This is a genomic window from Frateuria sp. GZRe12, assembly GCF_051900535.1.
GTDB lineage: Bacteria > Pseudomonadota > Gammaproteobacteria > Xanthomonadales > Rhodanobacteraceae > Frateuria_A.
The window spans coordinates 190,457-215,701 of sequence record NZ_JBHZGI010000002.1; the positions used below are offsets into that span (position 1 = coordinate 190,457).

At 69.2% G+C, this 25,245-nt stretch carries 20 protein-coding genes; 6 read left to right on the top strand and 14 right to left on the bottom strand.

All coding sequences use genetic code 11. The annotated features are described in order from the left end of the window. Positions 1-82 precede the first annotated feature (82 nt). From ACFWZ4_RS06620 to rsgA, 4 genes are all read right to left on the bottom strand, one after another. On the bottom strand, positions 83-1,066 hold the full coding sequence (locus ACFWZ4_RS06620) for a glycosyltransferase (protein ID WP_439703940.1): 984 nt from the start codon (positions 1,064-1,066) through the stop codon (positions 83-85). A gap of 260 nt (positions 1,067-1,326) precedes the next feature. Continuing rightward, positions 1,327-3,639: an NADP-dependent malic enzyme gene (locus ACFWZ4_RS06625; protein ID WP_439703941.1), complete on the bottom strand. Its 2,313-nt coding sequence runs from the start codon at positions 3,637-3,639 to the stop codon at positions 1,327-1,329. A 173-nt stretch (positions 3,640-3,812) separates the two neighbouring features. Beyond that, positions 3,813-5,084, bottom strand: a complete 1,272-nt coding sequence (locus ACFWZ4_RS06630; RefSeq protein WP_439703942.1) for a flavohemoglobin expression-modulating QEGLA motif protein — start codon at positions 5,082-5,084, stop codon at positions 3,813-3,815. Between the two features lie 67 nt (positions 5,085-5,151). Beyond that, complete coding sequence (gene rsgA / locus ACFWZ4_RS06635; protein WP_439703943.1) at positions 5,152-6,204, bottom strand: ribosome small subunit-dependent GTPase A; 1,053 nt, start codon at positions 6,202-6,204, stop codon at positions 5,152-5,154. A 91-nt stretch (positions 6,205-6,295) separates the two neighbouring features. Here rsgA and ACFWZ4_RS06640 point away from each other — a divergent pair, with 91 nt between their 5' ends. From ACFWZ4_RS06640 to grxD, 3 genes are all read left to right on the top strand, one after another. Then, positions 6,296-7,555, top strand: coding sequence for an aminotransferase class I/II-fold pyridoxal phosphate-dependent enzyme (locus tag ACFWZ4_RS06640; protein ID WP_439703944.1), 1,260 nt, complete (start codon positions 6,296-6,298; stop codon positions 7,553-7,555). Positions 7,556-7,645: 90 nt separating this feature from the next. Beyond that, on the top strand, positions 7,646-8,245 hold the full coding sequence (locus tag ACFWZ4_RS06645; RefSeq protein ID WP_439703945.1) for an SGNH/GDSL hydrolase family protein: 600 nt from the start codon (positions 7,646-7,648) through the stop codon (positions 8,243-8,245). Positions 8,246-8,320: 75 nt separating this feature from the next. Beyond that, positions 8,321-9,244 carry a Grx4 family monothiol glutaredoxin gene (gene grxD, locus ACFWZ4_RS06650; protein ID WP_439703946.1) on the top strand — a complete coding sequence of 308 codons (924 nt, stop codon included), beginning with the start codon at positions 8,321-8,323 and terminating at the stop codon, positions 9,242-9,244. A 60-nt stretch (positions 9,245-9,304) separates the two neighbouring features. Here grxD and ACFWZ4_RS06655 read toward each other — a convergent pair whose 3' ends face one another. The 7 genes from ACFWZ4_RS06655 to ACFWZ4_RS06685 form a co-directional block, all read right to left on the bottom strand. Then, on the bottom strand, positions 9,305-10,312 hold the full coding sequence (locus ACFWZ4_RS06655; RefSeq protein WP_439703947.1) for an SDR family oxidoreductase: 1,008 nt from the start codon (positions 10,310-10,312) through the stop codon (positions 9,305-9,307). Positions 10,313-10,365: 53 nt separating this feature from the next. Then, positions 10,366-10,746 (bottom strand): sensory rhodopsin transducer, encoded by a 381-nt coding sequence (locus ACFWZ4_RS06660; protein ID WP_231323112.1) that lies wholly within the window; start codon positions 10,744-10,746, stop codon positions 10,366-10,368. Then, positions 10,743-11,189: a PPC domain-containing DNA-binding protein gene (locus tag ACFWZ4_RS06665; RefSeq protein WP_439703948.1), complete on the bottom strand. Its 447-nt coding sequence runs from the start codon at positions 11,187-11,189 to the stop codon at positions 10,743-10,745. The genes ACFWZ4_RS06660 and ACFWZ4_RS06665 overlap by 4 nt, the downstream gene beginning before the upstream one ends. A gap of 64 nt (positions 11,190-11,253) precedes the next feature. Next, complete coding sequence (locus tag ACFWZ4_RS06670) at positions 11,254-14,400, bottom strand: FAD-binding and (Fe-S)-binding domain-containing protein (protein WP_439703949.1); 3,147 nt, start codon at positions 14,398-14,400, stop codon at positions 11,254-11,256. A gap of 214 nt (positions 14,401-14,614) precedes the next feature. Further along, positions 14,615-15,763, bottom strand: coding sequence for an enolase C-terminal domain-like protein (locus ACFWZ4_RS06675; RefSeq protein ID WP_439703950.1), 1,149 nt, complete (start codon positions 15,761-15,763; stop codon positions 14,615-14,617). Beyond that, complete coding sequence (locus ACFWZ4_RS06680) at positions 15,760-17,550, bottom strand: thiamine pyrophosphate-requiring protein (RefSeq protein ID WP_439703951.1); 1,791 nt, start codon at positions 17,548-17,550, stop codon at positions 15,760-15,762. Before ACFWZ4_RS06680 ends, ACFWZ4_RS06675 begins: the two co-directional genes overlap by 4 nt. A 275-nt stretch (positions 17,551-17,825) precedes the next feature. After that, a complete protein-coding gene (locus ACFWZ4_RS06685) occupies positions 17,826-18,617 on the bottom strand; it encodes an AMP nucleosidase (RefSeq protein ID WP_231323102.1) in 792 nt (263 codons plus the stop codon). Positions 18,618-18,843: 226 nt separating this feature from the next. On the opposite strand from ACFWZ4_RS06685, the gene ACFWZ4_RS06690 reads away from it, so the two are divergent. Then, entirely contained in the window at positions 18,844-19,785 is a 942-nt protein-coding gene (locus ACFWZ4_RS06690) for a DegV family protein (protein ID WP_439703952.1), read from the top strand. 188 nt (positions 19,786-19,973) lie between these two features. Then, positions 19,974-20,636: a DUF4124 domain-containing protein gene (locus ACFWZ4_RS06695; protein WP_439703953.1), complete on the top strand. Its 663-nt coding sequence runs from the start codon at positions 19,974-19,976 to the stop codon at positions 20,634-20,636. A 76-nt stretch (positions 20,637-20,712) separates the two neighbouring features. On the opposite strand, the gene ACFWZ4_RS06700 is transcribed toward ACFWZ4_RS06695, so the two are convergent. After that, positions 20,713-21,495, bottom strand: a complete 783-nt coding sequence (locus ACFWZ4_RS06700; RefSeq protein ID WP_439703954.1) for an SDR family oxidoreductase — start codon at positions 21,493-21,495, stop codon at positions 20,713-20,715. Between the two features lie 81 nt (positions 21,496-21,576). Between ACFWZ4_RS06700 and ACFWZ4_RS06705 the strand changes: the two genes are divergently transcribed. Next, the gene (locus tag ACFWZ4_RS06705) at positions 21,577-21,786 is read left to right on the top strand and encodes a hypothetical protein (protein ID WP_439703955.1); all 210 of its coding nucleotides are present in this window, start codon (positions 21,577-21,579) and stop codon (positions 21,784-21,786) included. A gap of 52 nt (positions 21,787-21,838) precedes the next feature. Here the strand turns inward: ACFWZ4_RS06705 and sppA are convergent, their stop codons facing one another. Next, positions 21,839-23,716 carry a signal peptide peptidase SppA gene (sppA, locus tag ACFWZ4_RS06710; RefSeq protein ID WP_439703956.1) on the bottom strand — a complete coding sequence of 626 codons (1,878 nt, stop codon included), beginning with the start codon at positions 23,714-23,716 and terminating at the stop codon, positions 21,839-21,841. A gap of 18 nt (positions 23,717-23,734) precedes the next feature. After that, on the bottom strand, positions 23,735-25,150 hold the full coding sequence (locus ACFWZ4_RS06715) for an MATE family efflux transporter (protein ID WP_439703957.1): 1,416 nt from the start codon (positions 25,148-25,150) through the stop codon (positions 23,735-23,737). Positions 25,151-25,245 lie beyond the last annotated feature (95 nt).

Below are 25,245 nucleotides of genomic sequence, written 5' to 3' on the forward strand. Positions count from 1 at the left end.
GCAGGCAGCGGCATACGCGGGCGGATGGAGGGCGGTGGATCGCCCGCGCATGAGGCGCGCGATCCGGGCGAACGCCAGGAAGCTAGCGGCCGTACAGCCCGAACCAGCGCCGCGGCACGAACAGCTTGAGCGCGCGCTCGGCGCTCTTGCGGCGCAGGCCCAGGTGCAGCAGGCCGCGGCCGATGGGCTTGAGCCAGTGCCGGCGCGCCTTGTGCAGCAGGGCTTCGCGGGCGTCGGCCTCGATCCGGTACATCGATACGATGTCGCGGGCGAGACCGCGACGGCGCGGCGGCAGCTCGGGCATCTGCGCGAGACAATGCTCCAGGTCGTCGGCGGTGCCGCGGTAGAAGCGGATGGTGCGTTCGTAGCGGCGCTGCATGCGCAGCATCGGCGGTTCGTGCCGCGCGAACACGCCTGCGCTGACGCTGTTGGCATGCTGGCGATACTGCAGCAGCCGCTGGCGCAGGTTGAGGCATTCGCCCAGCAGCGCGCCGCGCAGGCTGAGCGCGTTGTCCTCGATCGGTCCCAGCAACGGACCGAAGCGCTCGAACACCTCGCGCCGGAACGCCATGGCCGCGCCCAGCAGGCCGATCAACCGTCCGATGCTGACGTAGTAGTCCAGCCCGAACACTTCCGGCCGCTGCCGGAACGACACCTCGCGCGCGTGGCCGTTCTCGTCGATGCCGTCGAAGTCGCTGCCCAGCACGGTCGCTCGCGGCCGCCGCCGGAACGCGTCCAGGATGGTCGCCACGCGGTGCGGGTAGGAGACGTCGTCGCCCGCCATCATCACCACGATGTCGCCATGGGTCAGCGGCACGGCGGCATTGACGTGCGCGGCCACGCCCAGGTTGTGCTCGTTGCGGCGCACGCTGACGCGGTGCGGGCCGCGGTAGTTGGCCACCATCTCCTGCGCCAGCTCGAAGGTGCCGTCGTCGGAGCAGTCATTGGAGACGATGATCTCGCACGGCACCGTCTGCGCCAGCGCCGATTCCAGCGCAGCACGGATGTAGGGCGCATCCCGGTAGCAGAGCAGCAGGATGCTGGCGGAAAGTGCGGTTTCAGACATGAGTCACCCGACCCCAAGGATGCCTTGCGTTTCCGAAGCCGCTCCATGGCCGGGTATCCGCCGTTCAGTTGCCGGACTGCCTGGTACCTGCGCAAAGGCCTGCACCCAGCCAACGCTGGGCGCAGATGCGCCACCCTGCCGTCGTGCCTCCGGATCCCTGCGCGCGCTCGTCCTGCCTCTGGATGCCGGACGGACGCCCCCGCGTCCGCCGCGGGAACCGGCGCGCGAGCGCAGCATACGCCGTACCGGCCGCGGTTGCGTTAGCGCATGCTCCGCCAGGCTTCCGCGCCGGTCGTGCGGCCCGAACCGCGCAGCTGCGCGTCCACCGCCGCGAGCGCGGTCATGTTGACCACCCGGCGCACGGTCGAGGCGGGAGTAAGGATGTGCGCGCTCTTGTCCACGCCCATCAGGATCGGGCCGATCGCCACGCCGCCGGTCATCACCTTGACCATGTTGTAGACGATGTTGGCCGCGTCCAGGTTCGGCAGCACGAACAGGTTCGCGCGGCCGGTGAGCGTGCTGTGGGGGAAGATGCGCTGGCGCAGCGCCTCGTCCCAGGCGGTGTCGGCCTGCATCTCGCCATCGATCTCCAGCCGCGGCGCATGCTCGCGGATCAGCTGGTAGGCCTTGCGCATCTTGGCGGCGCTGGGGTTGTCGTGGCTTCCGAAGTTCGAATGCGAGAGCAGCGCCACCTTCGGCACGATGCCGAACAGCTTCAGGCGGTAGCTCGCCTGCAGCGTGGCCTCGGCGATCTGCTCGGCGGTCGGGTCGACCTGTACGTGGGTGTCGACGAAGAACCAGGCGCCCAGGTCATTGATCACGCCGCTCATCGCCGAGGTGCACTGCACGTTCGGATCCAGGCCGAACACGCTGCGCAGGTAGCCGAGCTTCTTGTGGTAGCGCCCGACCAGGCCGCAGATCATCGCGTCAGCCTCGCCACGCTCGACCATCAGCGCGGCGATCAGCGTCGGCCGCGAGCGCAGCAGGTTCTTGGCCGCGGCCGGGGTGACGCCACGGCGCTCGGTCAGTGCGTGGTACTGCTGCCAGTAGTCGTTGAAGCGCGGGTCGTCGTTGATGTTGGTGAGCTCGAAATCCACGCCCTCGCGGATGCGCAGGCCGAGCCGCTCGATGCGCTGGGCGATCACGTCCGGCCGGCCGATCAGGATCGGGAAGGCGAGCTTCTCGTCGATCACCGTCTGCACGGCGCGCAGCACGGTTTCTTCCTCGCCCTCGGCATAGACCACGCGCTTGAGGTCCGTGCGCGCCCGCTCGTACACCGGCTTCATCAGCAGGCTCGTGCGGTAGATGAACTGGCCGAGCTTCTCGCGGTAGGCGTCCATGTCCTCGATCGGTCGCGCGGCGACCCCCGAATCCATCGCCGCCTGCGCCACCGCAGGCGCCAGCATCACCAGCAGGCGCGGGTCGAACGGCCGCGGAATCAGGTAGTCGGCGCCGAACGAGGGCACTTCGCCGCCGTAGGCGCCGGCAAGGTCGGAGGCCTCCATCCGCGCCAGCGCAGCGATCGCGCGCACGCAGGCGAGCTTCATCGCCTCGTTGATCCCGGTGGCGCCCACGTCCAGCGCGCCGCGGAAGATGTACGGGAAGCACAGCGCGTTGTTGACCTGGTTCGGGTAGTCCGATCGGCCGGTGGCGATGATGCAGTCCGGCCGCACGCGCTTGGCGTCCTCGGGCAGGATTTCCGGGTTGGGATTGGCCAGCGCCAGGATCACCGGGCGCTCGGCCATGGTCGCGACCATTTCCGGCTTGAGGATGCCACCGGCGGAGAGGCCCAGGAACACGTCGGCGCCGTCCACGATATCGGCCAGCGAGCGCTTGTCGGTGTCGCGCGCGTAGCGTGCCTTGTCCGGATCCAGGCCCGGGCGGCCGGTGTGGATCACGCCCTCGCGGTCGAACGCCAGGATGTTCTCCGGTTTCACGCCGAGCGCCACCAGCATGTCCAGGCAGGCGATGCCGGCCGCGCCGGCGCCCGTGGTGGCGAGTTTGACGTCCCCGATCTTCTTGCCGACCACTTCCAGCGCATTGAGCACGGCGGCGCCAACGATGATCGCGGTGCCGTGCTGGTCGTCGTGGAACACCGGGATGTTCATCCGCTCGCGCAGCTTGCGCTCGACGATGAAGCACTCCGGCGCCTTGATGTCTTCCAGGTTGATACCGCCGAAGGTCGGCTCCATCGCGGCGATGATGTCGACCAGCTTGTCGGGGTCGCGCTCGTTCAGCTCGATGTCGAACACGTCGATGCCGGCAAACTTCTGGAACAGCACGCCCTTGCCTTCCATCACCGGCTTGCCGGCCAGCGGACCGATATCGCCCAAGCCGAGCACCGCGGTGCCGTTGGTGATCACCGCCACCAGATTTCCGCGCGCGGTCATCTGGCTGGCCGCCTGCGGGTCCTCGACGATCGCCTCGCAGGCGTAGGCCACGCCGGGCGAGTAGGCCAGCGCCAGGTCGCGCTGCGTCACCATCGCCTTGGTCGCGGTGACCTTGATCTTGCCCGGGCGGGGATGGCGGTGATACTCGAGCGCGGCGTGGCGCAGGTCGTCGGGATGGGCCATGGGTGGCGGCTTTTTTCTGCGAGGGGAAGCGGTCTCACATGGTAACAGGCAGGTCGCCTGCGAGCCTGCCGGCGCCCCTGTGGAAGCCCGCTCGTGGGCCTCAGCCCGCCGCCACGGTGCGCAAAAGGTGGGCCCAGGCCCACCCATCGTCGGTCAGGCGCGTCCGAAGGCGCTCAGAGCCGCAGATTCAGTTCGTCTGCCTGCACCTGCCCCATGTGGATGCCGTTGACGAACAAGGAGAAGGCGAGCTTGCCGGCCAGACCATGCACGCGCTGCATCCACGGTGGCAGCCAGCGCGGCGGCAGCAGGGTGCCGGCCTCGAAATGCGGCTGCAGGGTGATCACGTCGTGCAGCGCCAGCTTGCCGGCGAACAGGTAGCGCAACAGGTCCATGCGCTGTTGCTTGAACGCCCAGCGGAAGAAGGTGTGCACGGTGAGCAGGCCGGACAAGTAGACGTTGTCCTTGGCGAACACCGCGCCGCCGGTCAGCGGCACGCCGCGGAACACCCGTTGCGCCGAGTGGAAACTGTCGGCCGTGCCCTGCCCGCAATGGCGGAAGTATTTGTAGACCTCGACGAAATCGGCCCCGTTGAGCGCCATGTCGATCGCCAGGATGCGCAGGCTGATGCGTTTGAGCCTGGCGATGTCGATGGCGCCGGAAATCAGCTCGGCGAACACCGCCAGCCCTTCCTGCGTGGCGGTGACGCGTGGCGAGGTGCGCGCCAGCGAGCCGAGCAAGGGCTGCTCGCGGCCGTTGAGCGCGGTGAGCGAATGCACGAACGCCTCGTGCGCCAGCAGCTGGTGGCGATCGTACTCGCTGAAGTGCGCACCGCCGCGCAGGCGGATGCGCGTGGCGCCGGCGGCGGCCTTGGCGGTGAGCTCGGGGTCGACTTCCACCGCGATCCGTCCGGGGCCGAAGAAGCCGTCCAGGACCTGGCCCAGGTCCGTGCACAGTTCTTCGGCGGAGAGATTCATGCCGACCGTGTCGGAGAGCAAGTCGGCGCCGAGTTCGTCGGACAGCTCGACGAAGTACCGCGCTGCGTCCAGGTTGCTGTTCTCGCTGCCCGGTATCGCATCGCCCGGCCGCCCGTACAGGGCGATCGACGGCGCGGTGACGCCGCCGCTGCCGACTGCCTCGAGCATCTCGGCGGCCACGCGCCAGGAAGCGGCGGTGCGGCACAGGTAGTCGCCGATCGGGTCGCCGGCCAGCAGCACCTCGGCTTCGCGCTCGATCGCGACCAGCTCGGTACGCACCGCGGCCAGGTCCGGCCGGACGTAATGCACCTCCGGCAACGCGAAATCGCCCTTGTCGTAGGCGGCGATCATGCGCTGCTCCAGCGAGGCCGGCCAGCTCACCGTGGGCAGGATGTTGATGGTGCGGGTGGCGGCGAGCAGGCGCTGGTCGAGCGCGGCGTAGTGCCGGCGGGCGGATGCGTCGACGTTCATCGTGGCATCTGCGCACACGCGGTGCAGGGACGATTCGGACTGACGCAGGTGCCGTGCATGCCGCGCCCTACTCCCGCTCGCGCCGGCCACGATGTCCGTGCGGACGGTCCGGCGGACGGCCGCCGCGCTGGCGGCGCAGGCGCGCCTCCAGCGTCGCCGCCTGCTCCTCGCGCTCGTCGCGCAGCTTGAGGTAATTGCGCCAGCGCTCGGCGGTCAGGTCGCCGGAGTCCAGTGCCGATTGCACCGCGCAGCCGGGCTCGCTGCCGTGGCCGCAATCGGCGAAGCGGCAGGTTTCGGCCAGCGCCTCGATGTCGGCAAACAGGTCGAGGTTTTCCTCGCCGGTGAGCTTGAGTTCGCGCATGCCCGGCGTGTCGATCAGGCAACCGCCCGTGGGCAGCATCAGCAGCGCGCGATGGGTGGTGGTGTGGCGGCCGCGGCTGTCGTGCTCGCGCACCGCGCCGGTGGCCATGCGTTCGGTGCCGAGCAAGGTGTTGGTCAGGGTGGACTTGCCGGCGCCGGAGGATCCGACCAGCACCGCGCTGTCGCCAGGCCCCAGGTAACCCGCGAGCAGCTCGGCGCTGGTCGGATCCTTGCCGTTGATGGCGTGGACCGGCGTGGCTTCGGGCAGGCGCTCGCGCAGCGCGCCCAGGCGCGCATCGCCATCGGCCTGCAGATCGAGCTTGCTCAGCAGCACCACCGCTTTCGCGCCGGAGTCCTCGATCAGCGAGAGGTAGCGCTCGATGCGCGCCGGATTGAAATCGTTGTCCAGCCCGGTGAGCACCAGCACGTAGTCGATGTTGGTGGCGATGATCTGCCGCTCGTAGCGCTCGCCCGCCGCGGCGCGCGAAAGCACGCTGCGCCGCGCCAGCACGTTGAGAATGTGCGGCGGCCGGCCCTCCTCCACCTGGACGAAGTCGCCTACCGCGGGGCGGTCGGCCGGATCGAGGGTGCGCTTGAGGAAATGCCCGGCCGGCTGCGCGCCGAACACGGCCTGGCCGTCGTGCAGTTCGTAGCCGGCGCGATGCTGCGCCACCACGCGCGCGATGCGGTGTCCGCCAGGTGGCAGGTCGCCGCGCCAACCGATGTGGCGCAGGCGTTCGATGGTCGCGGCATCGCTCATAGGTTCCCAATTATGCCCTGCCTCGGCGGTGTCCGCCGCGTACCCCGCGCTGCTAGCATCGGCGGCTTTACAAGGCCCCGCAGAGGACCCCGTGCCGGTTCCGTCCCTTTCCGCGTCGATCACCCCCAGCCCCCACCTCGCCGACGTCCGCTACGAGATCCGCGGCGCACTCACCCGCCGCGCCCGCGAACTGGAGTCGGCCGGCCGCGCCATCGTCAAGCTCAACATCGGCAACCCGGCCCGCTACGGCTTCGAGACGCCGGGCCACCTGCGCCAGGCGATCGCCGCACACCTGGCCGACAGCGAGGGCTACGGCCACGAACAGGGCCTGGACGAGGCGCGCGAGGCGATCGCCGCGCAGCAACGCGCGCGCGGCGCGCAGGGCGTGGCGGTGGAGCGCATCTTCATCGGCAACGGCGTCAGCGAGCTGATCGACCTGTCGTTGCGCGCGCTGCTGCAGCCCGGCGACGAGGTGCTGCTGCCCAGTCCGGACTATCCGCTGTGGAGCGCGGCAACCATCCTGAACGGCGGAAGCCCGCGCTATTACCGCTGCCTGGCGCAGAACGCGCACCTGCCCGATCCGGAAGAACTCGAGTCGCTGATCACTTCGCGCACCCGCGCGCTGGTGTTGATTAACCCGAACAACCCCACCGGCGCGGTGTATCCGCGCGCGCTGCTGCAACAGCTGGTGGCGATCGCCCAGCGCCACGACCTGCTGCTGTTCGCAGACGAGATCTACGACGAGATCCTCTACGACGACGCGCCATTCCAGCCGCTGGCCGAGGTCGCCGGCGCGCATCCGTGCCTGAGCTTCGGCGGCCTGTCGAAGGTGCACCGCGCCTGCGGCTACCGCGTCGGCTGGCTGAGCCTGTCCGGCGACCCGGCGCGCACCGGCGCCTACCGCGATGCGCTGCAGCTGCTGGCGGCGCTGCGCCTGTGCGCCAACGTCACCGCGCAGTGGGCGGTCGAGCCGGCATTGACCGGTCGCACCACGATTGCCGCCCTCACCGCCGCCGGCGGGCGCCTGCACGAAGCGCGTCGCGCGGTGCTGGAAGGCGTGGCGGCGAGCGGGTTTCTCGACCTGGTCGCTCCCGCAGGCGCGCTGTACGCGTTCCCGCAGGTTCGTGCCGAGCGCCTGCCGCGGTTCGACGACAACGCGTTTGCGCTGCGCCTGCTGGAGGAGGAAGCGGTGCTGGTCGTGCCCGGGTCCAGCTTCAACGTGCCGCAGAGCCGCCACTTCCGGCTGACCCTGCTGCCGCCGCCGGACCAGTTGGCCGAGGTGTTCATGCGGATCGAGCGGGTGCTCTCGCGCATGGCGCAGGAGCAGGCGCGGGAGTCGGCCATCGCCTGATCCAAAGCCCTTCTCCCTCGGGAGAAGGGTTCGGGCGCGAGGTTCGTGGCCAGCGCCGGAGTCGAAGGACCCACCCACCGGAGAGCTGCCATGCCCCTGCACTACCTTGCCCTGGGCGATTCCTACACCATCGGTGAAGCCGTCCCCGCCGCCAACCGCTGGCCCGCGCAACTGGTGCACCAGCTGCGCGCGCGTGGCGTGGCCATCGACGACCCGCAGATCATTGCCGTGACCGGGTGGACCACCGACGAGCTTTGCGCCGGGATGGACGCGGCCACTCTCACGCCGCCCTACGACCTGGTCACCCTGTTGATCGGCGTCAACAACCAGTACCGGGGACGCGCCGCCGGCGAATTCCGCACCCAGTTCGGCGGCCTGCTCCGGCGGGCGATCGAACTGGCGGGTGGCCTTGCAGGGCACGTGGTGGTGGTGTCGATTCCCGACTGGGGCGTCACCCGTTTCGCCCGCGAGCAGGGTCGCGACGCGGCGCAGATCGCCCATGCCCTGGACGTGTACAACGCGATCGCCCGCGACGAGGCCGGCCGCGTGGGCGCGCGCTGGGTGGACATCACACCCATCTCCCGCCGCCATCCGGAACTGGTGGCCGACGACGGCCTGCACCCCGGCGCCGCGCAATACGCGCTGTGGACCGATGCGATCCTGCCGGTCGCCGCCGCTGCGGTGAAATAGCGCGGCGATTGGGATCGCCTGGCACCGCTCCCACCTGCGGGGCGTATCATTGGCCCTCTTTGCCGGAGCTTTCCCATGTCCCTCGACCCTGCCACCCGCGAACGCATCGAAACCCTGCTCAAGGACCACCGCGTGGTGCTGTTCATGAAGGGCGACCGTCGCCAGCCGATGTGCGGCTTCTCCGCCGCCGCGACCAACACGCTCAACGAACTCTTGCCCGAATACCACACGGTCAACGTGCTGGACGACCCGGAGATCCGCGAGGGCATCAAGGTGTTCGGCGACTGGCCGACGATCCCGCAGTTGTACGTCGAGGGCGAGCTGGTCGGCGGCGCCGACATCATCCGCCAGATGTACGCCAGCGGCGAGCTGCATTCGCTGTTCGGCGCCACGCCGCCGGACCGCACGCCGCCGGAAATCACGATTACCGACAAGGCGGCCGAAGCCATCCGCAACGGCATCGCCAATGCGCAGGGCCTGGCGCTGCACCTGGAGATCGGTCCGGACCACAGTGCCGGCTTCCAGCTGGCGCCGGCCGGCGACCACGACATCGTGGTGACCGCCAACGGCATCGAGGTCCATTTCGACCCGGGCAGCGCGCAGCGCGCCAAGGGCATCGTGATCGACTGGGTCTCTACCGTGCAGGGCGAAGGCCTGAGCCTGAAATTCCCCGGCGCGCAGGAGATCAAGTCGCTCAGCGTGCAGGAATTGAAAGCACGCCTGGCCGACGGCAGCGTGCTGCTGGTCGACGTGCGCCCGGCCGCCGGCCGCGCCCAGGCCCCGTCGCTGGCGCAGGCTCGCGTGCTGGAGGACGAAGGCTACGACGCGCTGGCCGCGCTGCCGAAGGACACGGCGATCGCCTTCATCTGCCACCACGGCAACTCCAGCCGCGGCGTGGCGGAGCGCTTCGCGGCGCACGGGTTCACCGACGTGTTCAACGTCGAGGGCGGCATGGACGCGTGGGCGCGCGAGATCGATCCCTCGGTGCCGCGCTATTGATGTCGCAGGGTGGGCCACGGCCCACCTTTCGCGCACCTTGGCGGTGAGCTGAAGCCCACCCTACCGGTGCTCCGCCCGGCGCAGGCCGCGGCTTCCCGCCCACAACAGCGCCCCTGCCGCCAGTACGCCGGCGGCGAGCAGGCCGCGGTGCGTCGTGGCCCACAACTGCAGGCTGTACGCCCTGGAGCGCGCATCGAAGCGGCCGTGCGTGCCGTAATCCTCGGGCACCGCTTCGTACAGGTTGTCCGGCCGGTCTTCCGGCAACGGCAGCTGGCCCATCTGGCCGGCGTAGCCGAGCTTGACCAGGCGGCGGTCGCCCAGCTTGGGGAACAGCTTGTTGCCGAGGATCGCCTTGACCGCGGGAAAGCCCACGTTGAGTTCGCGCCGGCGATGATGCGCGGCCCAGTGGATGCCCCTGGCCGCGACCTCCGGCTGGAAGATCGGCGGCACCGGCTGCGGCCGCCGTGGCAATTTGGTGCGGCCCCACTGGAACTGCGGCGTGTTGAAGGCGGACAGCTGCACCATCGTGATGTGGATGTCGCTGCGCTCGTGCATCAATTCCACGCGCAGCGCGTCGGTGAAGCCGCGGATGGCGAACTTGGCGCCGCAGTAGGGCGCCTGCAACGGTATCGCCCGGTACGCCAGCGCCGAACCCACCTGCACGATGGTGCCGCGGCCGCGCTCGCGCATGCGCTTGAGCGCCGCCATGGTGCCGTACACGGTGCCCAGGTAAGTGACCTCGGTGGCGCGGCGGAACTCCGCCGGGCTGATCTGGTGGACCGGCGCGAAGATGGTCGCCATGGCATCGTTGATCCAGATGTCGATCGGGCCGAGCTCCTGCTCGACGCGCGCGGCAGCCGCCTCGATCGCGTCGGCGTCGGAAACATCCAGCGGGATCGGCAACGCCTCGCCACCCAGCCGCCGCACTTCCTCGGCGGCGACCTCCAGGCCCTCGCTGCCGCGCGCGATCAGGGCGATGCGCGCGCCGTCGCGGGCGAAGCGGTGGGCGGTGGCGCGACCGACGCCGGCGGAGGCGCCGGTGATCACGACGACTTCGGGTTTTTTCATGGTGCGGCTCCTCGTTGTCTGTACGAACACCCTCGGGTGCTCGTACAAGGCGATCAGCTGTAGGCGATGGTCGAGAGCAGCGCGAGCGCGGCCTGGCGAGAATCCAGGCGCGTGTGCTGCACCACGATCGGGACGTCGGACTCGATCACGCTGGAGTAGTCGGTGTCGCGCGGGATCGGCTCCGGATCGGTCAGGTCGTTGAAGCGCAGGTGCAGCGTGCGCCGCGCTGGCACGGTGACGCGGTAGGGACCGGCCGGGTCGCGATCCTTGAAGTAGATGGTGAGGGTCACCTGCGCGTCCTGCGCGTTGGTGTTGAGCAGACAGGCGGTTTCGTGGCTGAGGAAACGCGGGTCGTCGGCATGCGTGCCGCCGGGCGGGATGTAGCCCTCGGCGATGGCCCAGCGGCGCTGGCCGATCGGTTCTGGGGTGGTCATGGCAGCTCCTTGTCGAGGTGGATCAATGCAAGACCCGAGACCGGGTCGTGGCGGCGGCGCAGGTGCGCGGGCGCCTCGGTGACGATCACTTCCAGCGTGGGCCGCACGTGGCCCTCCAGCAGGTGGCCGCCCAGCGCGCGGGCGTCGGCCCGGCCCAGCACCGCGTGCATGTGCAGCTTGGGCTCGCCGTCCTTGAGCGCCACATCGCCGATCAGCGAGACCACTTCCACCTGCTCGTCGACGGCGTTGCGTTTGTAGTCCCTGGTGTCCCAGTCGAAATAGCCCAGCACCGCGCGCTCGAAGGCGCCGATGGCGGTCAGGTGCGCGGCCGACAGCTGCTGCGCCCTGGCGAAGGCGAGGAGGCAGGCGTTGGCCTCGTCGCCGGTTTCGAGCACGACGGCCCAGGTCCGCGTGTCGTCCTCGTGGATCAGTTGGTAGTGCATGGGTTGGCGCTCCCGCGTTGTGGTCGGCCGGTTGGAGCAGGATCGACGGGCGCGGCGTCCACCCTCACCTTCCGCCCCACCCCTCGCCCCCGCGCCCCGGCTCCGGCCGCGCCGAGGGAAGCGACGCTTCGCGCTCGCGTCGGGGGATCGGGTCGAGGTTGGACGTTCCCTGCGCCAGCGCCATCGCCAGTACCTGCGACACGTCCAGGGCGGTGCGGCCGGTGCATTGCCCGATCTGCTGGCGGCAGGAAAAACCGTTGGTGATGATCAGCGTGTCCGGATCGGCCGCGCGGATGGCCGGCAGCAGTTCCAGCTCGCCGATCGCGAGGGAGACGTCGACCTTCTTCGCGTCGAAACCGAACGAGCCGGCCATGCCGCAACAGCCGGCATCGAGAAGTTCGAAGTCCAGCCCTGCCTTGGCGAGCAGCCGCTTCTCCGCATCGGTGCCGATCAGCGCGTGGTGGTGGCAGTGCGCGTGCACCAGCGCCTTGCGCTTGAGCTGCGGCGGCGCGTAGCCCACGCGGTCGAGGTATTCGCTGAAAAGGAAGGTGTTGCGCGAGAGCCAGTGGGCGCGTTCGTCGCCCGGGAACAGGTTGGGCAACTCGTCGCGGAACGCCGCCACGCAGGAGGGCTCGAGCCCGATCACCGGCACGCTGCGGTCGATGTACGGCGAGAGCGCATCGAGGATGTCCGACAGCTGCGCGCGTGCCTTGTCCAGCATGCCCTCGGCATACAGCGGACGCCCGCAGCACAGCGTCGCCTGCGGTACCACCACGCGGTAGCCGGCCGCCTCCAGCACGCCGACCGCGTCCTTGAGCGGGTCGGGGTGCAGGTAGTTGTTGAAGGTGTCCGGCCACAGCAGCACGTCCGGGCCGCGCATGCGGGACTTCTCGCGGGCGGCGAACCAGTCGCGGAAGGTCTCGCTGGCGAAGCGTGGCATCGTGCGCTTTTGGGCGATGCCGCCGATCGCCTTGGCCAGGTGCGAAAGGCCCGGCGTCTGCAGGATCGCGTTGGCAAGCCACGGCACGTGCGACGCGACGCGGGCGATGTCGAAGATGCGCCCCATCGCGTAGGCTGCGCGCGGGCGCAGGCGACCTTCGTAATGATGGTGCATGAACTCGGCCTTGTAGGTGGCCATGTCCACGTTGACCGGGCAGTCGCTCTTGCAGCCCTTGCAGGCCAAGCACATGTCCAGCGCGTCGCGTACCGCCTCGCTGCGCCAGCCGTCCTTGAGCGGATCGCCTTCGAGCATCTCGAACAGCAGGTGCGAGCGCCCGCGCGTGCTCCACTTCTCCTCGTGGGTGGCGCGGTAGCTCGGGCACATCACGTTCTTGTGCTTGTTGCGGCAATTGCCCACGCCCACGCAGCGGCGCGCGGCCTGGGCGAAGCTCATGCCGTCGGCGGGAAAGGCGAATGCGGTCTTGAGCTTGGGCGGCTGGTAGCCGGGGCCATCGCGCAGGTCGGCGTCCATCGGGTTGGGATCGACCACCTTGCCGGGATTCATGCGCCCGCGCGGATCCCACAGCGCCTTGAATTCGCCGAACGCCTGGACCAGTTCGTCGCCGAACATTTTGGGCAGGAACGAGGCACGCACCTGTCCGTCGCCATGCTCGCCCGAGAGCGAGCCACCGTAGGACAACACCAGGTCGGAGGCTTCGTCCATGAAGGCGCGCCACTGCGCCACCGCCTCGGGCGTGGAGAGGTCGAAGGCAATGCGGCAATGGATGCAGCCATCGCCGAAATGGCCGTACAGCGCGCAGGTATAGGTGTACTTGGCCAGCAGCTTGCGGAAGTCACGCAGGTACGGACCGACCTTGTCCGGCGGTACCGCGGCGTCCTCCCAGCCGGGATGGCCGTCCGGCTGGCCGGGAACGCGCGCGGTGGCGCCCAGGCCCGACTCGCGGATCGTCCACAGCATGGCCTCCTCGGCCGGGTCGTCGAACAGCTTCATGCTCGGCGGGTGCTCTTCGGCCTTGAGCGCTTGCATCAGCTTGCGGGCCTTGCCGTCGGCCTCATCCTTGGAGTCGCCGCCGAACTCGACCATCAGCCAGCCGCCTCCGGGCGGCAGCAGGGCGCGGTCCTTCGGGTGCATGTCCTTGCGCTTCATGTCGGCGATCAGCGCATCGTCGATGCCTTCCAGGCCCGTCGGGCCGAAGGACAGGATCTGCGGCACGTGGTCGCCGGCCTCGAAGACGTCCGGGTAGCCGAGCACCAGCAGCGAGCGCACCGGCGGGCTCGGCACCAGGCGCACCTCGGCCTCCAGGATGGTCACGCAGGTGCCTTCCGTGCCGACCAGCGCCCGCGCCACGTTGAAACCATTCTCAGGCAGCAGTTCGTCCAGGTTGTAGCCGGACACGCGGCGCGGGATCTTCGGATAGCGCGCGCGGACCAGGTCCGCGTAGCGGTCGCGGATGGATTTGAGGCCCGCGTAGATCTCGCCGCGCCGTCCACCCTCGCGGATGATCTGCTCCAGTTCCTCCTCGCTGGTTGGACCGACGCGCATGCGCAGGCCGTCGTAGGTGACGATCTCCAGCGCATGCACGTTGTCGGCGGTGCGCCCGGCCATCACCGAGTGCACGCCGCAGGAGTTGTTGCCGATCATGCCCCCCAGCGTGTTGTGCGCATGGGTGGAGGGATCGGGGCCGAAGGTCAGGTGGTGTTTTTCCGCCTCGTCGCGCAGGTCGTCCAGCACGCAGCCCGGTTCGATGCGTGCACGGCGTAGGTCCGGGTCGATCGCGATGATCTGGTTGAGGTGGTAGGAAAAGTCCATCACGACCGCGGTGTTGCAGCACTGGCCCGCCAGGCTGGTGCCGCCGCCGCGCGAGAGCACCGGCGCATCGTGTTCGCGGCAGATGCGCAGGGTTTCGATCACGTCGCGGGCGTGGCGCGGCTTGACCACGCCGATCGGCACCTGGCGATAGATCGAGCCGTCCGTGGCGTAGAGCGCGCGGCTGCCGTCGTCGAAGCAGACCTCGCCGTCCAGGCTCGCCGCCAGGTCTTGCGCCAGCACCGCGGCGGCGGCGCTGGAGAAGGCGAAGCGGTTGCTGTGCGAGTGGCGCACGCGGGGCGGCGCCAGCGGAAACACGGCGGCGTCGCGGCGGCTTTCCTGCCGGCCGCGGCCGTCGGTGGACGACGCGGCCGCCTCGGCGCCGGAGGCGTCGGATTGGCGCGGAAACGAGGGGACGGAGCCGTGCTGTCGCTGCCTGGTCATGCGCTCACCCCTCCGCGCAACGAAGCCGGCGAAGCCGATGGCTCTCCCATGGGAGCCCGCTTTGTGCGCGACTGTGGGCCTGACGTTCCGGGCGGTTGCGCGCCGGGTGCGCTCCCGCCAAGCCGGCCCGCGGCGCTGTGCGAACTGATCCATGGCAGGGCGCGCGGGTCTTCTTTGAGGGTGCGGCTTGTTTGGCGACGGAGCATGCTGGCAGTCATGTCAGGAGTTCTTCCGGGGCGACGCGAAAACGCTCCGCGTCGCGTTGCTTGAAGGTCAGGCCCAGGCCCGGCGCGTCCGCGTCGACCACCAGCGCGCCATCGCGCAGCGCGGGCAGCCCGTCGAAGAACATCGACGCGATGCGCGCGTGGTCGTGGAAGTACTCCACATGCTTGAGGTGCCCCACCGCGCTGCACACGTGCGCATGCAGGTGCGGCGCGCAATGCGCGGATACGGGTATGCCGAAGCCGTGCGCCAGCGAGGCGGCGTGCAGGAAGCCGGTGAAGCCGCCGCAGCGGGTGCCGTCGATCTGCAGTACGTCCACGGCGCCGGCCTCGAGCATGCGGCGGAAGTACCAGGCGTCCCAGCCGTACTCGCCGGCGGCGATGTCCATGCCGGCCGGCGCACGGTCGCGCAGCAGGCGCAGCCCTTCGAGGTCGTCGGAGGACACCGGTTCCTCGAACCAGCCCACGCTTTCGCGGGCGTAGCCCTCGGCCAGCGCCAGCGCCTGCTTGCGTTCGTAGGCACCGTTGCCATCGACCATCAGCTCGACGGCCGGACCGATCGCTTCGCGCGCGGCGTGCACGCGCGTCGGATCGTCATCCGGATGGCTGCCGACCTTCATCTTGACCCTCGCCATGCCCTCGCCAACCCAGCCGGCGAGCTGTTCCTGCAGGCGCCCGATCGAATAGGAGGTGAAACCGCCGCTGCCGTACACCGGCACCGCCTCGCGCGCGCGGCCCATCAGGCGCACCACCGAGGTGCCGTGCAGGCGTGCCTTGAGGTCCCACAGCGCGACGTCGACGGCGGCGATCGCCATCAACCCCACGCCGGGCCGACCGACGTTGCGCAAGGCGCGGTTCATGGAAGCCCACGCGCCGGGGATGTCGTCGATGTCCTGGTTGAGCAGCACGTCGCGCAGCGGGTCGGCGATCACCGCCCCCGCGGCGGCGTGCGCATAGGTCCAGCCCAGGCCGGTGTGCCCACCGGCCGAGACCCGCGCCAGCACCATGGTGGTCGCATCCCAGGCGATGGTGCCATCGGCTTCCGGCGCATCGGTGGGAATGCGATAGGCATCCACTTCGATGCGGGCGATGCGGCGCGTTGCGGGAACGGTCGCGACGGGCGCGGGCCGTACGCCGTTCATTGCGAATGGTTCGGCAGTATGCCGGCCAGCACCTGGCGCAGGCTCTGCTTGATGATGCCGCCCTCGTCAGGATCGCCCTTGGCCAGTGCGGTCATGTAGTCCCTGGCCTGTTTCCAGGTGATGTGCGGCGGCAGTGGCGGGACGTCCGGGTCGCTGATGATGTCCAGCAGTACCGGCCGGTCGGCGGCGAACGCCTGCTCCCACGCGGTGCCCAGGTCCTCCGGCCGGTCGACGCGGATCGCCTTGAAGCCGAGTAGCTCGGCGTATCTGGCGTAGGAGAATTCCTCCACGTCCTGCGACTCGGAGAACTTCGGATCGCCGCCCAACGCGCGCTGCTCCCAGGTCACCTGGTTCAGGTCGTCGTTGTGCAGCACCATCACCACGAAGCAGGGGTTGGACCACTTCTTCCAGTATTGCTTGACGGTGATCAGCTCGGCATTGCCGTTCATCTGCATCGCGCCGTCGCCGACGATCGCCAGCACCGGACGCTCGGGATAGGCGAATTTGGCCGCGATCGCGTAGGGCATGCCGCTGCCCATGGTGGCGAGCTTGCCCGAGAGCGAGGCCATCATGCCTTTGCGGATCTTCACGTCGCGCGCATACCAGTTGGTGTGCGAGCCGCAGTCGCCGCAGATGATGGTGTTGTCGGGCAGGCGCGGGGACAGCTCCCAGAAGATGCGCTGCGGGTTGATCGGGTTGGCCGGCTGCATCGCCTTGGCTTCGAGGTCGCGCCACCATTTGCGCACGTTCAGTTCGATGCGCTCGCGCCAGTCCGGGTTTTCCTTCGGCCGCAGCAGCGGCAGCAGGCGCTCGAGCACCTGCGCGCTGTCGCCGATCAGGTTCACTTCGGTCGGATAGCGCATCGACACGTTGCGCGGATCGATGTCGATCTGCACCGCGCGCGCCTGGCCTTCCTCGGGCAGGAACTCCGAATACGGAAAGGTGGTGCCGACCATCAGCAGCGTGTCGCAGTCGTTCATCATGTCCCAACTGGGCTTCGTACCCAGCAGGCCGATCGAACCGGTGACGAACGGCAGGTCGTCCGGCAGCGCGGCCTTGCCGAGCAGCGCCTTGGCGATGCCGGCGTCGAGCCGATCGGCGACAGCGACCACCTGGTCGCCCGCGTGCATGGCGCCGGCGCCGATGAGGATCGCCACCTTGCGGCCGGCGTTGAGGATGTCGGCGGCGCGCTTGATGTCTTCGTCGCCGGGCACCGGGCACGGGTTGGCGTAGCCCACGCCGGTGTAGACGTCGTTGTGCTTGCGCGGCGGATGCCTGACCGCCGGCAGTTCCTGGATGTCGTTGGGCACGATCACGCAGGTGACGGTTCGCCGCGCGGCCGCGATGCGGATCGCCCGGTCCATCACCTGGCGCACCTGCACCGGCGAGAACACTGTCTCGACGTAACCGCAAACGTCCTGGAACAGCACCTGCAGGTCGACTTCCTGCTGGTAATCGCTGCCGATGGCGCTGCGCGCGGACTGGCCGACGATCGCCAGCACCGGCATGTGGTCCATCTGCGCGTCGTACAGGCCATTGAGCAGATGGATCGCGCCGGGACCGGAGGTGGCCATGCACACGCCGATCTCGCCGGTGAACTTGGCGTGCGCGCCGGCCATGAAGGCGGCCATTTCCTCGTGGCGCACGCGCACGTAGTCGAAGCGCTCCGCCGCGCGGCCCATCGCACCCATGATCCCGTTGATGCCATCACCCGGGAAACCGAAGATGCGCCGGATGCCCCAGTCGGTGAGGCGCTGCAGGATGAAGTCGCCGACGGTTTCGCTCATGGGTGCTGGCTCCTTGCGGGCGCGTGGCGCCTCGAAACGGGCGCAAGGGTTCGCCTCGCGCGGGGAGCGCGTGCCTGTCAGAGCGGTGGGGATCTGGCAAGGATCGGCGGAACGGAGGAACGTCGACGCCGACACGCGCTGGGGATCGGACTCCACCACCTTGCCGCGCGGCCGGTCATCTGCGGGTGAAAGCGGCGCGATACGGACGCGATCCGCAGCGCAGAATCTTGCGCGCCTTTGGCGCCATCCCCTCGAAGGAGATGGCGCCAAAGGCATCAGTCGCCTTCCATCTCGTCCTCGAACCGCAGGTGCTTGACGCTGCGCCCGTTGCGGCGAACCAGCTTGAGCGCCTCGATGCCGATGCGGATGTGCGCCTCGACGTACTTTTCGGTCACGCTTCGATCGCTGGCTTCGGTCTTGACGCCCTCGGGGACCATCGGCTGGTCGGACACCAGCAGCAGCGCGCCGCAGGGAATCTTGTTGGCGAAGCCCGCCGCGAAGATCGTGGCCGTCTCCATGTCAACCGCCATGCAGCGGGTGCGGCGCAGGTAATCCTTGAACGCCTCGTCGTGCTCCCACACGCGCCGGTTGGTGGTGTAGACGGTGCCGGTCCAGTAGTCGTGGCCGAGGTCGCGGATCATTGTCGATACCGCGCGCTGCAACTGGAACGCCGGCAGCGCCGGCACCTCGGGCAAGAGGTAGTCACCGGAAGTGCCCTCGCCGCGGATCGCGGCGATGGGCAACACCAGGTCGCCGAGCTGGTTCTTCTTCTTGAGTCCGCCGCACTTGCCCAGGAACAGCGCCGCGTGCGGCTGCACCGCGCTGAGCAGGTCCATCACCGTGGCGGCGTTGGGGCTGCCCATGCCGAAGTTGATCAGGGTGATGCCGTCGGCGGTGGCGTTGGGCATCGGCCGGTCACGGCCCTGCACTTCCACGCCATGCCACTGCGCGAACAGGTCCACGTACAGGCCGAAATTGGTCAGCAGGATGTGCTGGCCGAACTGTTCCAGCGGCGTGCCGGTATAACGCGGCAGCCAGTTGGAGACGATCGCTTGCTTGTCTTTCATGGTGAATCCGAAGGGAAACGCACCGCGGTCGCGATGCGCGCGCCGGCGACGCCACGCCGGCAGGAGCCATTCGAGTGCGGGCATTCTACGGTGCGTGCCACGGATCGTCACTCAAGCGGGCGTGCAAGCCGCCGTTAACCCGAGTGGAAACCGCGCACCATGACCCAAGTCGCAATATTGACGCGCGTGTTATGTTCAGCGCGTCATTGACCAGGGGGAATGACACATGCGGATGGGGCTGGCTATCGACGCGTCCTGCGACCTTCCGCAGGCGTTCCTCGAGCAACACGACATCGCGGTGATGCCGATCATCGTGAAGCTCGATGGGAGCGTGTTCAAGGACGACCGCAACCAGGAGGAGATCGACCGCTTCCTGTACATGAAGCTGGCCGGCACCCACGCGGCCGAGACCGAACCGTGCTCGGTCGAGGACGTACAGCGGATGTTCCTGGACAAGCTGGTGCTGGAGCAGGACTGCGTCTTCTGCCTGACCATCACCGCCACGCGCAGCCCGATCCACGAGCACGTGCTCAAGGCCAGTTTCGCGATCCTCAAGAACTACCGCGAGGTGCGCGAGCGCGCTGGCGTGCCGGGCCCGTTCCTGATGCGCGTGGTCGACACGCGCAACGTGTTCGCCGGCGAAGGCCCCGCGGTGTTCGAGGCGACGCGGTTGATCCAGGCCGGCGAAGCGCCGCCGACGATCCGCGAGCGCCTGGGCGTGGTCGCCAACCATACCTACGGTTACATGCTGCCGCGCGACCTGCACCACCTGCGCAGCCGCACCCGCAAGCGCGGCGACCGCAGCGTCAGCCTGTTCAGCGCGGTGGTCGGCACGGCGCTGGACATCAAGCCGCTGCTGCGCTGCTTCCGAGGCGAGACCGGCCCGGTCGGGAAGGTGCGCGGTTTCGAGCACGGTGCCGAGATGCTGTTCGGCTATGCCACCCGGCGCGTACGCGCCGGCCTGATGGTGCCGGTGGTCTGCGTCAGCTATGGCGGCAACCTGGCCGAACTGGCCAAGCTGCCCGGCTACGACGCCCTGCGCCGGGCATGCGAGGAAACCGGCGTGTCCCTGCTCGAAGCGCCGATGAGCATCACCGGCATGGTCAACGTGGGCGAAGGCGCGGTGACGCTGGGCTTCGCCGCCGAAGAACACGAGCCCGATTTCTAGCCTTCAACCTCAACCGCGTCTGCGCCCTCGCCCCATCCATGGTCAGAAATGGGGCAGAAGACCAAGGCGAGGGTCAGGCTCGCGGGAATCGTTGGGACAAGGCGATCGGCGGCCGGCCTTCCCTTCCGGCGCGACCGCGCAGTGCATTTCGGCCGTCCGGTTCACTCGCGCGGTCCTACAATCGCCTTATGCGCCGCCCGCCTTTTCCCATTCTGCTGGGCCTCGGCCTGCTTTTCGCCGGGCTGACGTGGTGCGCCAATGCAGCGGCCACCACCATCTACGAGTGCACCACCGCCGACGGCCGGGTCATCTACCAGGACACCCCCTGCGGCGCCGGCCAGCAGCAACGCACGATGCAGGTCGCCGACGCCCCCGCGGCGTCACGCCCAGCGGCCCCGCCAACCTCCGAAGCGCCGCCGGAACCCACCGCGCCGCCACCCGCTCGCGCCCCTTCCGCACCCCTGCCGCTGATGTACACCTGCGTGCGCGCCACCGACGGCAAGACCTACCTGAGCGACAACGGCAACCCGCCGCCTTACCAGGCGCCCTACGGCGTGCTCGGCGCCGAACAGCTGCCACTGTCGGATGTCTACGGCCCCGACCGTGGCGCGGCGGGCATTTCCGCGCCGGAGGCCAACCGCGGGCGCGTCACCTCCGGGATGGTCGCCAACGACTATGTCTGGGTACAGGACCAATGCCGCGAGATGGACGTCGAGGAAACCTGCCAGGCCCTGCAGGACGCTTACGACCAGAACGAGCACAAGCTCGGCAACGCCTTCAAGAGCCAGCGCCCGCCGCTGGAGAAGCGCGAGGCGCAGTTGCAGGCGCAACTGACCAACTGCGGCGACTGACGGCCATTGTAAGTTGGGCTTCAGGCCCACCGCTCATCGCGACGCCCAGGATGGGCCGGAGCCCTCCCTGCGAACGTCAGAAGCCGAAGCTCAGAAACCCGCCATCCACCGCCAGCACCTGGCCGGTGATGTAGCCGGCCGCGGGCAGGCACAGGAAGGCCACGGCGGCGGCCACTTCCTCCGGCTCGCCGATGCGCTTGAGCGGCGTGCGATCGAGCACTTCCTCCAGGTAGTCCGCATCGGCCAGCGCCGGCTCCGAGCGTTGCGTGCGGATGTACCAGGGCGCCACCGCGTTCACGCGGATGCCATCCACCGCCCATTCCACCGCCAGGTTGCGGGTGAGCTGGTGCAGCGCGGCCTTGGCCATGCCGTAGGGCGAGCCGGTGCGCACATGCACCACGCCCGACACCGAACCGACGTTCACGATCGCCGCGTTGCCGTGCTCGGCCAGGTGCGGATGCGCCAGACGGCACATCTCGAAGGCGCTGAACAGGTTCTGCTCGAAGATCGCGCGGTAGCCGGCGCTGTCGTAGGCGAGCGTAGCTTCCGGCGCATTGCCGCCGGCGTTGTTGACCAGCAGCGAGACCGGCGCGTCGAGGTCGGCGATCCAGTCGAACACCGCCAGGCGTTCCTCCTCCTCGGTCAGGTCGGCACCGAAGGCCAGCACCTCGCGCCCGGGCAGGTCCTCGGCCAGTTCGGCGCGCACCTGTTCCAGGTGGACATCGTCGCGGGCCACCAGCAGCAGGTCCGCGCCCAGCCCGCCGAGCTCGCGCGCGACGGCCAGGCCGATGCCCTTGCTGGCGCCGGTGATCAGGGCGGTGTGGCCGGTGAGCTGCCAGGCGTCGGTGCGCAGGTTCATGGGCGCAGAGCTTAGCCGATGCGCTTGCCGCCATCGCGCGGCGGCGGGACACTGCAGGCCGGTCGACAAGGGGAAACCACCATGAAGCCATTGCTGCCACTGGCCTGCCTGCTCGCGCTGGCCGGCTGCTCGAACAAGGCACCCGAACCGCAGGCCACCGCCGCATCCAAGCGCGTGGCCACGCCGTGGGACGACATGAAGAAGGACGAACAGAAGGCAAAGGACGTGCAGAAGCTGGTCGACGATCGCGCCAAGGAGCAGCAGAAGGCGCTGGACGAGGCCGAGCAGTAGCCCCGCCATCGAGCCTTCCCTCGCAAACGCGGGGGAAGGAACCGGGGCACCCTCAGCGCGGAGCGCAGAAGCAGTAGGCGTAGACGTTCGGCCGACCGGCCTGGGCGTGGCGCAGCAACTTGAGTTCGGGTGCCAGCTCGGGCAGTTCGGCCAGCCACGTCGGCAGGCGCAGGCCGTAGCCCTGCGCCATCTGCACCATCGCGCTCTGGTTCATGCCGACCACGAACTGCTCCAGGCCACCGAGCGGCGCCTCGACGTAGTGCACGTGGTAGCCCTTGCCCAGCTTCGCCAACGCCGCCGCCTGGTCGAGCGCGGCGTCGAGGCCGCCGAGCTGGTCGACCAGACCGCGCTCGAGCGCCTGGCGGCCGGTCCACACGCGGCCCTGCGCGATCGCGTCGATCGCCTCGAAGTTCTTGCCGCGTGCCTGGGCGACCTTGCCGACGAAGTCGCGATAGCCCTTGTTGATGATCGCCTGGATCACCTGGCCCGCCTGCGGATCGAGCGGGCGGGTGATGTCGAACGCGCCGGCCATCGGGCCGGTACCCACGCCGTCGCTGTGGATGCCGATCTTCTCCAGCGTGCCGGGCACCGCGTAGTACATGCCGAAGATGCCGATCGAACCGGTGATGGTGTTCGGGTCGGCATAGATGCGATCGGCGTCCATCGCGATCCAGTAGCCGCCGCTGGCGGCCACGTTGCCCATCGAGACCACCACCGGGATGCCGGCCTTGCGGGTCAGCTCCACTTCGCGGCGGATCTGCTCGGCGGCGTAGACCTCGCCCCCGGGGGAATTGATCCGGAGTACCAGCGCCTTGGTCCGGCGATCCTGTCGTGCAGCGCGAATCAACTCGGCGGTCGACTCGCCGCCGACGCTGCCCTGCGGCTGCCGGCCGCCGACGATCTCGCCCTCGGCCACCACCACGGCCACACCCGAGGCGAACGGGTTGTCGAGTTCGAGGTTGGCGACGTAGCGCGCCAGGCTCACCTGGCGGAAGCCTTCCTGCGGCTTGTCGCCGGCCGGCACGCCGGCCTTGCGCATCATCGCGTCGAGTTGCGCGCGGGTGGCGGTGCCATCGACCAGATGCTCGTCCTGCGCCAGCTGGGCCAGGTCGCCGCCGGTGCGCTCGATCGCCTGAGGCAGGTTGTCGATGTCGGCGCGGAAGGTGGCCGGATCGAGCCGGCGCAGCCTGGCTACCTCATCGATGTACTCGTCCCACAGCCCGCTCATCCAGAAGCGGTCGGCCGCCTTGGAATCGTCCGAGGCGTGGTCGAGGATGTAGGGCTCCGCGGCGCTCTTGTAGCGGCCGACGCGGAACAGGTGCACGTCCACGCCGAGCTTGTCGAGCAGGTCCTTGTAGAACAGCCGGTAGCTCGCCAGACCCGTGATCATCACTCCGCCCTGCGGGTCGAGCAGGATGCGGTCGGCGTGCGCGGCCAGGTAGTACTGACCCTGGTCGAGGTTCACGCCCCACACGATCACCGGCTTGCCGGCGGCGCGGAAGCGGTCCAGCGCCGCGCCCACCTCGCGCAGCGCGGCGAAGCCGCCGCCCTTGAGTTCGTCCGGCAGCAGCAGGATCCGGCTGATCCGCTTGTCCCTGGCCGCCGCGTCGATGGCGCCGACGAGATCGCGCATCTGCACCTGTTTGGGCGGCTCGCCGGAGAGGCTCTCCAGCGCGCGCTGCAGGGGCTCGATGCTGTACTGCTCGACGAGCTCGCCCTTGGGCTGGAGCACCAGCACGCTGGAGTCCTTGATGGTGTGCGCCAGGCGGCTGCCCGCCACGCCGCCGAGGAGCAGCAGCAGCACGAAGAACAGCAGCACGGAGAACACCAGGTTGAGGATCACCAGCCGCACCACGTTGAAGCCGCGGCCGATCACGCAAAGGAAGGCCCAGAATCCGTTCGGGCGGCGCAGGGGCGGCGGGGTGCTCATGGGTCGTTGTCGCTGATGCTAGAGATGATCGTTGAGCGTAACCGCTTGGGAACGCACCGTCATGGTGTCTTCGGGGGGAGTCGCCAGCCAGCGGTGCCGCCAGGCGCTGCGCCCGAAGCGCGCGAACAGCAGCACCGCCGCCACGCTGAGGCCCGCGATCAACCCCATCCACATGCCGCGCGCGCCCAGCCCGTGCCGGAATGCCAGCCACCAGCCCACCGGCATGCCCACGCCCCAGTAGGCGAACAGTGTGATCGCCATCGGCACGCGGGTGTCCTTCAGGCCCCTGAGCGCACCGTTGGAAGCGACCTGGATGCCGTCGGAAAACTGGAACAGGCCCGCCAGCACCAGCAACTGTGCGGCCAGGTCGATCACTGACGCGTTGCGCGTGTACAGCGAGGCAATCGCATGCGGCAGGCCCAGCATCACCGCGGCCGAGAGCAGTTGGGTCAGCAAAGCCAGGCCGATGCCGCAGAAACCGGCGTAGCGCACGCCGCGAGCGTCGTCGCGACCCACCGCGTTGCCGACCCGCACGGTGATCGCCATGGCCAGTCCCAGCGGGATCATGAAGAACACCGAGGCGACGTTGATCGCCACCTGGTGGCTGGCCACCACGTTCTCGCCCATGGTGCCGATCAGCAGCGCGGTCGCCACGAACAGCCCGGCCTCGGCCAGCAGCGTTACCGCCATCGGCAGGCCGATGTGCAGCAGCGCGCCGATGCGCTTCCAGTGCGGCCATTCGAAATGCTCGAACAGGTTCAGCCCGCGGTAGTTGCGGTGGCACAGCACGTAGATGAGGAATCCCAGCATCTCCAGCCACAGCACCAGGGCGGTGGCGATGCCGCAGCCGCGCGCGCCCTGCGGCGGCAGGCCCAGCTTGCCGAACATGAACACGTAGCCCAGCGGCGCCAGGACGGCCAGGCCGCCAAGGCTGAACATCATCGACGGACGCGTCAGCGACAGCCCCTCGGACAGCCCGCGCAGGGTGAAGTAACAGGCCAGCGCCGGCGCGCCCCAGCTGATCGCGTGGAGGAATTCGACGACGTCGTGGCGCAGGCTCGGCGTCACGCCGATCAGGTCGACCAGCGGCCCGGCATGGCGCACGCCGAACCACAGCAGTGCGCCGAGGATCACCGCCAGCCACAGCGCCTGGCGGAACACCGCGCCCACCTCGTGGCGGCGGTTGGCTCCATCGAGCTGCGCGACCGACGGCGGCACCGCCATCATCACGCCGATGCCGCTGACGATCGCCAGCGACCACACGCTGGTGCCCACCGCCACCGCGCCCAGCACGTGCGCACTGAAATGCCCGGACAGCAGCGCATCGACCACGTTGGTGCCCACCGCGGCCAGCTGCGCGAGCACCAGCGGCAGGGCCAGGCGCACGGTGGCGCCGACCTCGTGCACGATGCGCGCGCGGTCGATGGTCTTCATGGGTCAGGCATCCAGGGATGGCGGGCCATTCTAGCCCAGTGCCGGGGCTGCCCCGGCAGGCGCGCTGTGCCAAGATCGCACGCTTTCCCAGGGGC

Bases quoted from the DNA above. Each gene is read 5' to 3' on its own strand.
- rsgA (WP_439703943.1), bottom strand. From the start codon at position 6,204: ATGAGCGATGCCGCGACCATCGAACGCCTGCGCCACATCGGTTGGCGC.
- grxD (WP_439703946.1), top strand. From the start codon at position 8,321: ATGTCCCTCGACCCTGCCACCCGCGAACGCATCGAAACCCTGCTCAAG.
- ACFWZ4_RS06715 (WP_439703957.1), bottom strand. From the start codon at position 25,150: ATGAAGACCATCGACCGCGCGCGCATCGTGCACGAGGTCGGCGCCACC.
- ACFWZ4_RS06620 (WP_439703940.1), bottom strand. From the start codon at position 1,066: ATGTCTGAAACCGCACTTTCCGCCAGCATCCTGCTGCTCTGCTACCGG.
- ACFWZ4_RS06675 (WP_439703950.1), bottom strand. From the start codon at position 15,763: ATGAACGGCGTACGGCCCGCGCCCGTCGCGACCGTTCCCGCAACGCGC.
- ACFWZ4_RS06665 (WP_439703948.1), bottom strand. From the start codon at position 11,189: ATGCACTACCAACTGATCCACGAGGACGACACGCGGACCTGGGCCGTC.
- ACFWZ4_RS06680 (WP_439703951.1), bottom strand. From the start codon at position 17,550: ATGAGCGAAACCGTCGGCGACTTCATCCTGCAGCGCCTCACCGACTGG.
- ACFWZ4_RS06685 (WP_231323102.1), bottom strand. From the start codon at position 18,617: ATGAAAGACAAGCAAGCGATCGTCTCCAACTGGCTGCCGCGTTATACC.
- ACFWZ4_RS06700 (WP_439703954.1), bottom strand. From the start codon at position 21,495: ATGAACCTGCGCACCGACGCCTGGCAGCTCACCGGCCACACCGCCCTG.
- ACFWZ4_RS06645 (WP_439703945.1), top strand. From the start codon at position 7,646: ATGCCCCTGCACTACCTTGCCCTGGGCGATTCCTACACCATCGGTGAA.
- sppA (WP_439703956.1), bottom strand. From the start codon at position 23,716: ATGAGCACCCCGCCGCCCCTGCGCCGCCCGAACGGATTCTGGGCCTTC.
- ACFWZ4_RS06625 (WP_439703941.1), bottom strand. From the start codon at position 3,639: ATGGCCCATCCCGACGACCTGCGCCACGCCGCGCTCGAGTATCACCGC.
- ACFWZ4_RS06660 (WP_231323112.1), bottom strand. From the start codon at position 10,746: ATGACCACCCCAGAACCGATCGGCCAGCGCCGCTGGGCCATCGCCGAG.
- ACFWZ4_RS06630 (WP_439703942.1), bottom strand. From the start codon at position 5,084: ATGAACGTCGACGCATCCGCCCGCCGGCACTACGCCGCGCTCGACCAG.
- ACFWZ4_RS06705 (WP_439703955.1), top strand. From the start codon at position 21,577: ATGAAGCCATTGCTGCCACTGGCCTGCCTGCTCGCGCTGGCCGGCTGC.
- ACFWZ4_RS06690 (WP_439703952.1), top strand. From the start codon at position 18,844: ATGCGGATGGGGCTGGCTATCGACGCGTCCTGCGACCTTCCGCAGGCG.
- ACFWZ4_RS06670 (WP_439703949.1), bottom strand. From the start codon at position 14,400: ATGACCAGGCAGCGACAGCACGGCTCCGTCCCCTCGTTTCCGCGCCAA.
- ACFWZ4_RS06655 (WP_439703947.1), bottom strand. From the start codon at position 10,312: ATGAAAAAACCCGAAGTCGTCGTGATCACCGGCGCCTCCGCCGGCGTC.
- ACFWZ4_RS06695 (WP_439703953.1), top strand. From the start codon at position 19,974: ATGCGCCGCCCGCCTTTTCCCATTCTGCTGGGCCTCGGCCTGCTTTTC.